Source organism: Streptomyces sp. NPDC026092, assembly GCF_040638605.1.
Lineage (GTDB): Bacteria > Actinomycetota > Actinomycetes > Streptomycetales > Streptomycetaceae > Streptomyces.
Genome location: NZ_JBEZYN010000020.1, coordinates 41,194 through 54,065 on the forward strand (window position 1 = coordinate 41,194; position 12,872 = coordinate 54,065).

The 12,872-nt window shown below is 70.9% G+C and carries 7 protein-coding genes; 4 read left to right on the forward strand and 3 right to left on the reverse strand.

Going from position 1 to position 12,872, the window contains the following annotated elements:
- Nucleotides 1–223 precede the first annotated feature (223 nt).
- The 3 genes from AB0F56_RS28250 to AB0F56_RS28260 all read left to right on the forward strand — a co-directional run bounded on the left by AB0F56_RS28250 (nucleotide 224) and on the right by AB0F56_RS28260 (nucleotide 7,467).
- Complete coding sequence (locus tag AB0F56_RS28250) at nucleotides 224–3,994, forward strand: hypothetical protein (RefSeq protein WP_362014461.1); 3,771 nt, start codon at nucleotides 224–226, stop codon at nucleotides 3,992–3,994.
- Between the two features lie 123 nt (nucleotides 3,995–4,117).
- Nucleotides 4,118–5,332 (forward strand): acetyl-CoA C-acyltransferase, encoded by a 1,215-nt coding sequence (locus AB0F56_RS28255; protein WP_362014462.1) that lies wholly within the window; start codon nucleotides 4,118–4,120, stop codon nucleotides 5,330–5,332.
- Nucleotides 5,329–7,467: a 3-hydroxyacyl-CoA dehydrogenase NAD-binding domain-containing protein gene (locus tag AB0F56_RS28260; protein ID WP_362014464.1), complete on the forward strand. Its 2,139-nt coding sequence runs from the start codon at nucleotides 5,329–5,331 to the stop codon at nucleotides 7,465–7,467. Before AB0F56_RS28255 ends, AB0F56_RS28260 begins: the two co-directional genes overlap by 4 nt.
- A gap of 76 nt (nucleotides 7,468–7,543) precedes the next feature.
- Here AB0F56_RS28260 and AB0F56_RS28265 read toward each other — a convergent pair whose 3' ends face one another.
- Nucleotides 7,544–8,647: a hypothetical protein gene (locus AB0F56_RS28265; protein ID WP_362014465.1), complete on the reverse strand. Its 1,104-nt coding sequence runs from the start codon at nucleotides 8,645–8,647 to the stop codon at nucleotides 7,544–7,546.
- 127 nt (nucleotides 8,648–8,774) lie between these two features.
- Here AB0F56_RS28265 and AB0F56_RS28270 point away from each other — a divergent pair, with 127 nt between their 5' ends.
- Entirely contained in the window at nucleotides 8,775–9,140 is a 366-nt protein-coding gene (locus tag AB0F56_RS28270) for an NTP pyrophosphohydrolase (protein WP_362014467.1), read from the forward strand.
- Between the two features lie 86 nt (nucleotides 9,141–9,226).
- Here the strand turns inward: AB0F56_RS28270 and AB0F56_RS28275 are convergent, their stop codons facing one another.
- Together AB0F56_RS28275 and dxs are read right to left on the reverse strand one after the other, a co-directional pair.
- Nucleotides 9,227–10,744 (reverse strand): amino acid permease, encoded by a 1,518-nt coding sequence (locus tag AB0F56_RS28275; RefSeq protein ID WP_362014469.1) that lies wholly within the window; start codon nucleotides 10,742–10,744, stop codon nucleotides 9,227–9,229.
- Nucleotides 10,745–10,897: 153 nt separating this feature from the next.
- Entirely contained in the window at nucleotides 10,898–12,814 is a 1,917-nt protein-coding gene (dxs, locus tag AB0F56_RS28280) for a 1-deoxy-D-xylulose-5-phosphate synthase (RefSeq protein WP_362014471.1), read from the reverse strand.
- Nucleotides 12,815–12,872 lie beyond the last annotated feature (58 nt).

Below are 12,872 nucleotides of genomic sequence, written 5' to 3' on the forward strand. Positions count from 1 at the left end.
GACACAAACTGCGGGCCCCATGGGCAGGAACGGGGTCGTGGACACGAGTTCTCCTCTCGGTCTGCGACGGTCGGCGCCGCCGCACGATCCGACTGTGCGGCGCCCACCTCCCCCGGCCCCGATTCGCCGAAGAACTCCGAAGACCTGGGCCGTTGCCCCAGGTCACGCCGTAGGCTGGTGAACCAGGGGCGAAGGCGTACGAACTTCGGGGGGACCTGTGACGGTGGGGGCGCCGAGTGCTGTCGTCGACTTCTGCGAGACCCTGCGCCGCCTCGTCCGTGGGTGCGGCATCCCGCAGACTGATCTCGCCCGGGCACTGCACCGCGCCGAATCGACCGTCTCCGAGCTGCTCTCGGGACGGCGCACCACCGCGCCCCGTCTGGACCTGGTCCTGGAGGTCGTCCGGTACTGCCGGGACCACGCCGGGGACCACCGTCCGCCGGGGCTCTCGCTGGACCCCGCCTGGTGGCGGACCCGTCACGCGGAGCTGGAGCACGCCGCAGAGCCACCCCGTGCACGCGCGGCAGAACCGCTGCCGCCCCGAGCGGCGACACGGCCTGTGCGGTCCGTCGCCGAGCCTCCGCCCTGGCTGGAGGACGGCGTACTCGACTTCGCCACGGCAGTCGACATCCTCGGCGCGGGGCGCGGGTTCCGCGACGGGTTCACCGAGGAGCTCCTGGAGCCGCTGACGCTCAGCGGCTCCGCCCCGGCGGACGTGCGCGAACTCTTCGAGGGCTATCCCGAGCGGGTCCGCGCCGCCCACGGAACGGCGCGGACGGCCCTGTTGTACGCGGCCGACGTCGTGGTCCATGTCGCCGCCTTCTGTGACGCCGTCCAGGGTTCCGGGATCTCCGCCGGCCCCGACTGGGGTGAGGGACGCACCGACCTCACGACCGAGGTGCTCGGCGAGCTGGCCCGGGTCGAACTCGGTTCGAGCCGGGTCCGCGATCCGCTGGAACTGCGGGCGGAGATCGCCGCCTCGTACCAGGCGGTGAGCCGGCTCGTGCAGGCCGCCGGCGACGCCGTGGGCCGGAGCCCCGAGGCACTCGCCCGTCAGGCGTTGCGCGGCTACGACCGATTATTGGGCGCGCTCACCTGGCCCTGTCCGGAGCTGCGCCTCACCTCCGAGACCGTCGTCGTACCGGACGAGGTGGACGAGCCGGAGCACGACGGGGCCGGACTCGACCGACTGGGCCGGTTACTCACCGAGTTCGCCGACGGCGGGACGGCCCCCGCTCGGCACCTGGCGCGACTGCGCGCGCCCCTCGCGTCGATGGAGGGCTCGGGGGCCGTCATCCCCTCCCTCGCCCAGGGCTATGTGGATCCGTCCTTCCGGATCGCACCGCACCCCGTCGACCGTGATCTGGCGAGCGACGAATGGTGGGAACGGCAGCCGCTCCGGGACGACCTCGCCGGCTTCCTCGCGGCGTATCTCCTGACGGCTCGGGCGACTCGCGCCCCGCTGCTCGTCCTCGGGCACCCCGGGTCCGGAAAGTCACTGCTGACCCGGTTGCTCACCGCCCGGCTGCCGGAGTCCGAGTTCTTCTGCGTCCGGGTCGAGCTGCGCCACGTGCCCGCCGACGTCGACGTACAGGAGCAGATCGAGGCGGAACTGCTCCGGTCGACCGGTCGGCACACGGCGTGGCCGGACGTGGTGGACCCGGAGTCCGGAGTGGTGCGCGTGGTGCTGCTCGACGGCTTCGACGAGCTGCTCCAGGCCGGGGGCCACCACCTGGACACCCGTCGGCAGTGGAACTACCTGCGGGACATCGAACGGATCCAGGAGCGGGAGGCCGAGTGGGGCCGTCCGACGGTCGTGGTCGTCACGAGCCGTACGGTGGTCGCCGATCGAGCCCACACCCCCGCCGCGACGACCGTGCTGCGCCTCGAGCCGTTCGACGACGCCCGGATCGGCCGCTGGCTTGCCTGCTGGGAACGGGCCAACGCCCACCTGTCGGGTGTCCGCGAGGCCGAGGCGCTCACCTGGGACGTCCTGAGGCCCCATCGAGAGCTGGCTCGGCAGCCGCTGCTGCTCCTCATGCTCGCCCTGTACGACGCGGCGGGCCATCCGCTGCGCGGGCGGCACGGAGAACGCATGGGCCGGGTCGAACTGTACGAGCGGCTCCTGGGCGAGTTCGTACGCCGGGAGGTCGTCCGGCAGCAGGGGCCGCTGCCGCCGCCCGAGGAGGAGACCGCGATCGAGGAGGAGCTCCTGCGCCTCGGGGTGATCGCGACCGGCATGTTCAACCGACGCAGCCAGAGCATCATGGCGCGGGATGCCGAGCGAGATCTCTCCGTGCTGCTGCGGGATCCCGGGGCGCCTCTGCCGTTCGGCCGGTTCTTCTTCGTGCACGAGGCGCAGGCGGTGGCCGCCGAGGAGGAGATCCGCTCCTACGAGTTCCTGCACGCCACCTTCGGCGAGTACCTGGTGGCGAGGGTGGTCTGTCGCGAACTGCGGAAGACCGTCGGCGGCGGCCCTCGGCAGGAGGGCGCGAAGGTGGACGACGGGCGCCTGCGGGCGCTGCTCTCCCCCGTCCCGCTGACCGACCGCGCCGAGGTACTGCGCGACGCCGCGGAGTTGCTGCGCCGCGGTGTCGCGGGGCCACGCGCGGCTCTCGTCGCTCCGCTGCGGGAGCTGTTCGCGCGGGTGCTGGGAGGTGATGAGGACCGTGTCGACGTTCCGTACCGGCCGCTGACGCAGAGCCGGATGGAGCGCGACGCCGTGTACGGTGCGAACCTGCTGCTGCTCGCCGTGGTGTGCGCGGGCGAGGAGGGGCTCGAAGCCTCGGCCTTCCTTTCCACGGACGCCCCGGTGGAGCGCTGGTGGCGCTGCGCACATCTGTGGCGGTCGCAGCTCGGGGAATCGTCCTGGACGGCGTTCACCCACGCGCTCGTGGTGCGGCAGCGGTTCGCCGAGGCCACGGGTGAGGTCGCGCCGCGTGACCTGTTCCTCTCGTTGCGCGGCGAGGCCGAGCCGGACCCGGGGACGGGCCGGACGCCGGCGACGTGGCTGCAAGGCCCTCGGGCGTTCCGGGGGCGACCGGGCCTAGACGTGGCCGAGGTCGTACGGCGGCTCGCGTTCCTGGGCGACACGGACACGGGTCACGTGCTGCACGCGGTCCTTCCCCTCCTGGAACGGCTCCCGGGGGCAGTCGACACGTACCTCGCGGACCCGGACGCCGGGGTGCGCTCGATGGCCCATGTGCTGCTCACCCTGGTCTGGCGGGACGACGAGCGGCCGGAGGCCCTGGCCGCGGCCTACGAGGAGGTGGTGTCGGCCATGCACCACCTGCCGGACGAGACCATGGCACGGATGACCGACACCCTGACGGTCCTCCTCGTCCGGGACGCCGCGCGGCTGCCGGGCGCCACTGTCCTCGCCGTGCTGAAGGCCCTCACCACACCGGTCCCGGGGCGCCCGACCCCAGGTGGGACGGCGGGGACCTGGTCGGCCTTGCTCACCTGCGTGGAGGCGCAGGCGGCCCGCGCGGACATCCCGCCGGCCGAGCTGGAGCGTATCGCCGCCCGTGTCGGCCTGATGCTGGTACGCGAGGCCGCGCTGCACGGGAGTCGCGGAAGCCGCGCCGAGGGCGCCGGTCTCGGCAGGCGGCGCGGCCTGGAGACCGCGTTGCGGGAGGCCGGGAGCACGGGGCTGTGGCACTGGACCCTGCCCGGGCGCCTCCCGAACGATCGACTCCTCGACGAGGCTCGCGAGACGGCGGCCCGGTCCGAGGGCCCGGCGCGCTCTCCATGGACGGTGGTGGGCGCGTTGCGGCTGGCCAATGAGCTCGGCCGGGACGACTGGTTGGCTGAGCAAGCCGAGCCACTACTGCGTACGCTCGGGCTCCAGGCCCTGGGGTTGCTGCGCCCCTCCGACGTCGACTTCCTTCGCCCCTTCGTCCGGGACACCGCACTGACGGCTGTGTTCGGCCGGATCGAGGAGGTGTGGCGCGGGCGGGACGGGAGCCGGTCGGGAGACCCTCGCGGAGTGTGACCTTCGCCGCTCCCGTCCAGGGGGGTGGGCAGCTTGGTTACCCACAAGTAGCATGGGGGGAGCAAGCGCGCGCTTAGCGGCGTGCCGCAGCAGTGCCATCCCGCACCCTGGAGGAGAGCCATCGTGCCTCGTACCGTCAGGGACGTCGTCTTCGTCGACGGCGTCCGCACCCCGTTCGGCAAGGCGGGCCCGAAGGGCATCTACCACGAGACCCGCGCCGACGATCTCGTCGTGAAGGCCATCCGGGAGCTGCTGCGCCGCAACCCCGGCCTCGACCCCGCGAAGATCGACGAGGTCGCCATCGCGGCGACCACGCAGATCGGTGACCAGGGTCTGACCCTCGGCCGCACCGCCGGCATCCTCGCCGGGCTGCCGCAGTCCGTCCCGGGCTACTCCATCGACCGCATGTGCGCCGGTGCCCTCACCGCCGTCACGAGCGTCGCCGGCTCCATCGCCTTCGGCGCGTACGACGCCGTCATCGCCGGCGGTGTCGAGCACATGGGCCGTCACCCCATGGGCGAGGGCGTCGACCCGAACCCGCGGTTCGTGAGCGAGAAGCTCGTCGACGAGTCCGCCCTGTTCATGGGCATGACCGCCGAGAACCTGCACGACCGCTACCCGAGCATCACCAAGCAGCGTGCCGACGAGTACGCCGTACGCTCGCAGGAGAAGGCCGCCAAGGCGTACGCCGACGGCAAGATCCAGCAGGACCTGGTGCCGATCTCGGTGCGCCGCACCAACGCCGAGGCCGGCGAGACCGGCTGGGGCCTGGTCACCGCCGACGAGCCGATGCGCCCGGGTACGACCCTGGAGTCGCTGGCGAACCTGAAGACGCCGTTCCGCGTCCACGGCAACGTCACCGCCGGTAACGCGGCCGGTCTCAACGACGGCGCCACCGCCTCGATCATCGCCTCCGAGGACTTCGCCCGCGAGAACAACCTCCCGGTGAAGATGCGCCTCGTCTCGTACGCCTTCGCCGGCGTCGAGCCCGAGGTCATGGGCTACGGGCCGATCCCGGCCACCGAGAAGGCGCTCGCGCAGGCCGGTCTGTCCATCGAGGACATCGACCTCTTCGAGATCAACGAGGCCTTCGCCGTCCAGGTCCTCGCCTTCCTGGAGCACTACGGCATCGCCGACGACGACGCCCGCGTCAACCAGTACGGCGGCGCGATCGCCTACGGTCACCCGCTCGCCTCCTCCGGCGTCCGCCTGATGACGCAGCTGGCCCGCCAGTTCGAGGAGAACCCGCAGGTCCGCTACGGCCTGAACACCATGTGCGTCGGCTTCGGCATGGGCGCCACTGTCATCTGGGAAAACCCCCACTGGGAGGGCAAGTGAGCACCACCGCCGAGCTTCTGAAGGGTGCGGCCGAGCTGTTCCCGGACGAGGTCGTCACCAGCGCCCACGTACGGCACTTCGAACTCCCGGCGAACGCCGGCCGGTTCGCGCTGATCACGCTGGACAACGGCTTCGACCACACCAAGCCGACCACCTTCGGGCCGCAGTCCCTGGCGAATCTCAATCTCGCCATCGATCAGGTCGAGAAGGAAGCCGCCGAGGGTTCCATCGTCGGTGTCGGTGTTACCGGTAAGCCGTTCATCTTCGCCGTCGGCGCCGACCTCAAGGGCGTCGAGCTGCTCAAGCAGCACTCCGACGCGCTCGCCATCGGCAAGGGCGGGCACGACGTCTTCAAGCGTCTTTCCGCGCTGGCCGTGCCGACCTTCGCGTACTACAACGGTGCCGCGATGGGCGGCGGTGTCGAGGTCGGTCTGCACTGCACCTACCGCACCGTCTCCAAGGCCCTGCCGGCCTTCTCGCTGCCCGAGGTCTTCCTCGGTCTCGTCCCCGGCTGGGGCGGCTGCACGATCCTGCCGAACCTGATCGGCGCGGAGAAGGCCGTCACGGTCATCATCGAGAACTCGCTGAACCAGAACCGTCAGCTCAAGGGCAAGCAGGTCTTCGAGCTCGGCATCGCCGACGCGATCTTCGAGGGCGCCGACTTCCTGGAGCAGTCGCTCATCTGGACCGCCTCCGTCCTCAACGGCACGGTCACGGTGGAGCGTCCGGAGATCGACCGCGGTGAGGGCTGGGACCAGGCCGTCGCCAAGGGCCGGTTCATCGCCGACTCCAAGGTGCACGGCGCGGCCCCGGCCGCGTACCGCGCCCTGGACATCATCGCCGCCTCCAAGGACGGCGACCTCCAGGCCGGTTTCGACGCCGAGGACAAGGCGCTCGCCGACCTGATCATGGGTGGCGAGCTCCGCTCCGGCATCTACGCCTTCAACCTGGTGCAGAAGCGCGCCAAGCGGCCTGCCGGTGCCCCGGACAAGTCGCTGGCCCGCCCGGTCACCAAGGTCGGTGTCGTCGGCGCCGGTCTGATGGCCTCCCAGCTCGCCCTGCTCTTCCTGCGCCGCCTCGAGGTGCCGGTCGTCCTGACCGACATCGACCAGGAGCGCGTCGACAAGGGCGTGGGCTACGTCCACGGCGAGATCGAGAAGCTGCTCGGCAAGGGCCGCATCAACCAGGACAAGGCCAACCGCCTGAAGGGCCTGGTCTCCGGTGTCCTGGACAAGGCCGAGGGCTTCGCGGACGCGGACTTCATCATCGAGGCCGTGTTCGAGGAGATGTCCGTCAAGCAGAAGGTGTTCGCGGAGGTCGAGGCGGTCGCCCCGGCGCACGCGATCCTCGCCACCAACACCTCCTCGCTGTCGGTCTCGGAGATGGCCTCCAAGCTCCAGCACCCGGAGCGCGTGGTCGGCTTCCACTTCTTCAACCCGGTCGCGATCCTCCCGCTCCTGGAGATCGTCCGCGGCGAGAAGACGGACGACGCCTCGCTCGCCACCGCCTTCGGTGTCGCGAAGAAGCTGAAGAAGACCGCGGTCCTCACCAAGGACGCCCCGGCGTTCGTCGTGAACCGCATCCTGACCCGCTTCATGGGCGAGATCCAGAACGTCATCGACGAGGGCACCTCGGTCGAGACGGCCGAGAAGGCCATCGAGCCGCTCGGTCTGCCGATGTCCCCGCTGGTGCTCCTGGAGCTCGTCGGCCCGGCGATCGGTCTGCACGTCTCCGAGACCCTGAACCGCGCCTTCCCGGAGCGCTTCACCGTCTCCCCGAACCTGGCGGCCGTCGTCAAGGCCGGCAAGCGTGGCTTCTACGTCTACTCCGCCGAGAACAACTTCAAGCCGGAGCTGGACCCCGAGGTCGCCGCTCTCCTCAAGCAGGGCGACGTCGTCCTGACGGAGGAGCAGGTCCGGGCGCGCGTCCTGGACGCGGTGGCGCAGGAGATCGGCCTGATGCTGGAGGAGGGTGTCGTCGCCGAGGCGCAGGACATCGACCTCTGCCTGATCACGGGCGCGGGCTGGCCCTTCCACCTGGGCGGCATCACGCCGTACCTGGACCGTGAGGGCGTCTCCCAGCGGGTGAACGGCAAGCCGTTCCTCGCGCAGGGCGTCGCGAGCGTTCCCGCGTAACGGCAGTTCCCAGGCCAAGCGAACGGCCCCGGCACCAGAAAGGTGCCGGGGCCGTTCCGCGTTCTCGTCGTCCGGGTCAGACCAGCGACTGCCAGGCGCCGAGCTGGAAGCCGTCTGCCGCGGTCTTCTGACGCATGGTGAGCAGCAGGGGTCCCTTGGGCCCGTCCGCCGCCGTCAGGGCCACCAGACCGCCGTCCAGGGCCTGCGCGAGGGTCGTCGTCAGCGGGCCGTGGGCCTCGCCCGTCTCGGTCCACTTGGTGACGGCGGTCTCCTCCTCGGCGGGGAAGGCCACCAGGGCGAGCCGCCCGTCGGCGGACTGCTGCGCGAGCGCGGTGCACTCGACGCCGTCGACCACGCACGGGGTCGCCGCGAGCGGGCCCGTCCCCACCGCGTCCAGGAAGGGCGTCGGCTCCAGCGAGCGTCCCGGGGACCAGGCGCAGACGCGCTGCTCCTCGTCGAGGTAGTAGAGCGTGGCGTGGCCCGAGGGCCCGGTCACCGCGGCCAGGGTCCCGAAGGTCACCGGCGCGGGCACGGGCACCACGTCGTGCCGGACCGGCTTGCCGCCGGACTCCTGCTGCTCGTAGCGGAGCAGGCCCTCCGGCTTGGCCGAGTACAGCTCGACGAAACCGTCGCCATTGGTGACGGCGACCGGCGACGGGTCGGAGCGGTTGCCCCACAGGTCCCACCACGGGTGCCAGCCGCCCCCGTCCTTCTGGGCCCGTACGCTCAGCCCGCCGCCACCGTTCTTGGTGAAGATGTACGCGCGTCCCCGGGGGTCCACCGCGACGGCCGGGTTGCCGGTCCACGGGTAGCTCTTGCCGTTGGAGTGCTGGATCGAGCGCCACTCCACCGCCGGACGGCCCGTCTGGAACTGGGTCGAGTGCACCAGCTCGACATGGTCCTCGGTGTCGGGCACCGGGCGCAGCGCGACCATGTGGACGTACCGGTTCTCGCCCTGCCCGATCGACAGGATCGGCCGGAGCGTCCCGCCGCCGCCGAGGGAGACCGGGCCGCTCCAGCGTCCGTCGGTGCCCTCGGTCCAGCGCAGCACCTCGCCGTCGCTCATCAGGTAGGCGCTGAAGCGGCCCTCCACGCCGCGGGTGAGCCAGCTCCCGCGCAGGGTCGGGACGGTGAACGGCCCCTGGAGACGGCGGGTCGGGTCATCGGATCGATATGCCATGGGGTGCGGCGCTCCGGTCGACAGATCAGCGGGGATAAGGTGCAGGTCCGCTCGGACTGCTGTTCGTCGACTTTAGTGGGTGCCCGGTGGTCCCGACTCCCCCGGTGGGGGCTGAGATCCTGTGCGCATGGACCAGGAGCTGCCTCTGCTGATCGTCGACGGCGCCAACGTGGTGGGCTCGGTGCCCGACGGGTGGTGGCGGGACCGTCGTGGGGCCGCCGAGCGGCTGCGCGACCGGCTCGCGGCCGGGGGCGGGCCCGAGGGCGGCCCCTTCGAGATCGTGCTTGTCGTGGAGGGCCGGGCCCGGGGCGTGGAGTCCGTGCCGGGCGTACGGGTCGAGGAGGCGCCCGGCAGCGGCGACGACCTCATCGTGGAGCTGGCCCGGAACGCGGCCGGTCGGCCGTGCCTGGTGGTCACGGCCGACCGTGAACTGCGGCGGCGGGTGGACGAGCATGGGGCCCGGTGCGTGGGCCCGCGTGCGGTCCTCCAGTAGCTCCGTACGGCTCCAGGTCGTGTCCGGAAACTCTGGCCTGGCTCGCGACGCCCTTCGGGCGGACGACCATACGTTCCGGACACTCCCTAGTACTGCGCGTCCTGGCCCTGCTTGCCCAGGCGGCTGTGGGAGCGGCCGTAGAGGAAGTAGACGACGACGCCGATCACCATCCAGACGGCGAAGCGGAACCAGGTCTCGCCGGGCAGGTTCAGCATCAGCCACACCGACGCGGCGATCGAGATGATCGGGAGCGCGGGCACCCACGGCGTTCGGAAGGAGCGGTGCAGGTCGGGGCGGGTGCGGCGGAGCACGATCACACCGGCGGCCACGACGACGAAGGCGAAGAGCGTTCCGATGTTCACCAGCGTCGCGAGCTCGTTGATGCTGGTGAAGCCGGCCACGATCGCGATGATCACGCCGAGCAGGATGGTCGGCCGGTAGGGCGTCCGGAAGCGCGGGTGGGTGATGGAGAAGAAGCGGGGCAGCAGCCCGTCGCGGCTCATCGCGAAGAACACCCGGGTCTGGCCGAGCAGCAGGATGAGGCAGACGGTGGTGAGGCCGACCGCGGCACCGAAGCTGATCACACCGGCGTAGAACGGGTGCCCGACGGCCTTGAAGGCGTCGGCGAGCGGGGCGCTCACGGAGAGTTCGCTGTAGTGCTGCATGCCGGTCACGACGAGCGCCACGGCGACGTACAGCACGGTGCAGATCAGCAGCGAGCCCAGGATGCCGCGGGGCATGTCGCGCTGCGGGAGCTTGGTCTCCTCGGCGGCGGTGGCGACCACGTCGAAGCCGATGAAGGCGAAGAAGACGACGGAGGCGGCGGTGAAGATGCCCATGACGCCGAAGTTGGTCGGCTCGTACCCGAAGATCGTCTGGACCAATGGGGCGTCCCAGGCGGAGCCGCCGCCCTCCGGGGTGATCGCGGGGGGAATGAACGGGTCGTAGTTGTCGCCGACGATGAAGAACAGGCCGGCGACGATCACGATCATGACGACGGTGACCTTGATGGCCACGACGAGCGCGGTGATCCGGGCGGAGAGCTTCATGCCGAGGACCAGGATCACCGTGAGGACCAGGACCAGCAGGAAGGCGAGGATGTCGAACGTCCCGCCCGGGGCGTCCGGGCCTTCGAGCGCCGCTGGTAGATGCCAGTCGACGTTGTCCATCAGCGAGCGGACGTAGCCGGACCAGCCGACGGCGACCACGGCCGTGCCGAGCGCGAACTCCAGGACGAGGTCCCAGCCGATGATCCAGGCCGGCAGTTCGCCGATCGAGGCGTACGCGAAGGTGTACGCCGATCCGGCCACCGGGACGGTGGAGGCGAACTCGGCGTAGCAGAGCGCCGCGAGCGCGCACACGATGCCGGCGGCGATGAACGCCAGCGCGGTGGCAGGCCCCGCGTTCTCCTTGGCCACCTTGCCGGTGAGGACGAAGATGCCGGTGCCGATGATCACGCCGACGCCGAAGACCGTGAGGTCCCAGGCGGAGAGGGACTTCCGGAGCGCGTGCTCCGGTTCCTCCGTGTCACGGATCGACTGTTCGACCGTTTTCGTCCGGAACATCCCGGAACGCGCCTGTGGCGGTTGCTGGTCCGTACTCACCGTCGTACCTCCGTGCCGTCGGTCCCAGAACCCCATGATCGAGACACGAAAGGGGTGGCGCCCGTCGAGCGAACACGATTCACACGAATGGGCCGGTCGGTCACCCCGTGGGGTGCTCCGACCGGCCCAATGGTGACGCGGTGTGACCTCCGGTCAGTCGCGCGCGGGCTCCACGGTCTTGCTGTCCTCGGTGAGCCCGTCCAGACGCGAGACGAGGCCGGTGACCTGACGGGCGATGTCCGGGGCGGTCAGACCGATCTCGGCCATCACCTCGGCGCGCGAGGCGTGGTCCAGGAAGCGCGGCGGGATGCCGAAGTCGCGCAGCGGTACGTCCACGCCGGCGTCGCGCAGCGCCTGCGCGACGGCCGAGCCGACGCCGCCGACGCGGCTGTTGTCCTCGACGGTGACGACGACCCGGTGCTGGTCGGCGAGGGGCGCGAGAGCCTCGTCGACCGGCTTGACCCAGCGGGGGTCGACGACGGTCGTGGAGATGCCCTGCTTGTCGAGCAGGTCGGCGATGTCCAGGCACATCGGCGCGAGCGCGCCGACGGAGACCAGGAGCACGTCCGGCCGGTCCGTGCCGGGCTCGCGGAGGACGTCCATGCCGCCGATGCGGCGCAGGGCCGGTACGGCGGGGCCGACGGCGCCCTTGGAGAAGCGGACGACGGTCGGGGCGTCGGTGACCTCGACGGCCTCGCGCAGCTGGGCGCGGACCTGGTCGGCGTCGCGCGGGGCGGCGAGCCGCAGGCCGGGGACGACCTGGAGGATCGACATGTCCCACATGCCGTTGTGGGAGGCGCCGTCGGTGCCGGTGACACCGGCCCGGTCCAGGACGAACGTGACGCCGCACTTGTGCAGGGCCACGTCCATGAGGACCTGGTCGAAGGCGCGGTTCAGGAAGGTCGCGTAGACCGCGAAGACGGGGTGGAGACCGCCGGTGGCGAGGCCGGCCGCGGAGACCGCGCCGTGCTGCTCGGCGATGCCGACGTCGTACACCCGCTCGGGGAAGGCCTTGGCGAACTTGTCGAGGCCGACGGGCTGGAGCATGGCCGCGGTGATCGCGACGATGTCCTCGCGCTCCTTGCCGAGCTCGACCATCTCCTGGGCGAAGACGCCGGTCCAGTCGGCGCCGGAGGAGGCGATCGGCAGGCCGGTGTCGGGGTGGATCTTGCCGACGGCGTGGAAGCGGTCGGCCTCGTCCTGGAGGGCCGGCTGGTAGCCGCGGCCCTTCTCGGTGAGGCAGTGGACGATCACCGGGCCGCCGAAGCGCTTGGCGCGCGTCAGGGCGGACTCCAGGGCCTCGATGTCGTGGCCGTCGATGGGGCCGACGTACTTCAGGCCCAGGTCCTCGAACATGCCCTGCGGGGCGATGAAGTCCTTCAGGCCCTTCTTGGCGCCGTGCAGGGTCTCGTAGAGCGGCTTCCCGACGACGGGGGTGCGCTCCAGGATGTCCTTGCCGCGGGCGAGGAAGCGCTCGTAGCCGTCGGTGGTACGGAGCGTGGCCAGGTGGTTGGCGAGGCCGCCGATCGTCGGCGCGTAGGAGCGCTCGTTGTCGTTGACGACGATGACCAGCGGGCGGTCCTTGGCGGCGGCGATGTTGTTCAGCGCCTCCCAGGCCATGCCGCCCGTGAGGGCTCCGTCGCCGATGACGGCGACGACGTGGTCGTCCTTCTTCAGGACCTCGTTGGCCTTGGCCAGGCCGTCCGCCCAGCCGAGGACCGTGGAGGCGTGCGAGTTCTCGATGATGTCGTGCTCGGACTCGGCCTGCGAGGGGTAGCCGGAGAGGCCGCCCTTCATCTTCAGCTTCGAGAAGTCCTGGCGGCCGGTGAGGAGCTTGTGGACGTAGCTCTGGTGGCCGGTGTCGAAGAGGACCTTGTCCTTCGGGGAGTCGAAGACGCGGTGCAGGGCGATGGTCAGTTCGACCACGCCGAGGTTGGGCCCCAGGTGACCGCCGGTCTTGGAGACGGCGTCCACGAGAAACGTCCTGATCTCTTCGGCCAGCTGTTCCAGCTGTTCCGGGGAGAGCCGGTCCAGATCGCGCGGTCCCCTGATACGGGTCAGCAATGCCACCCGTGCCTCCTTGCCATTGAGCTGGTCGAGCTTGCCGATTTGTCGAGTCTAATGTTCC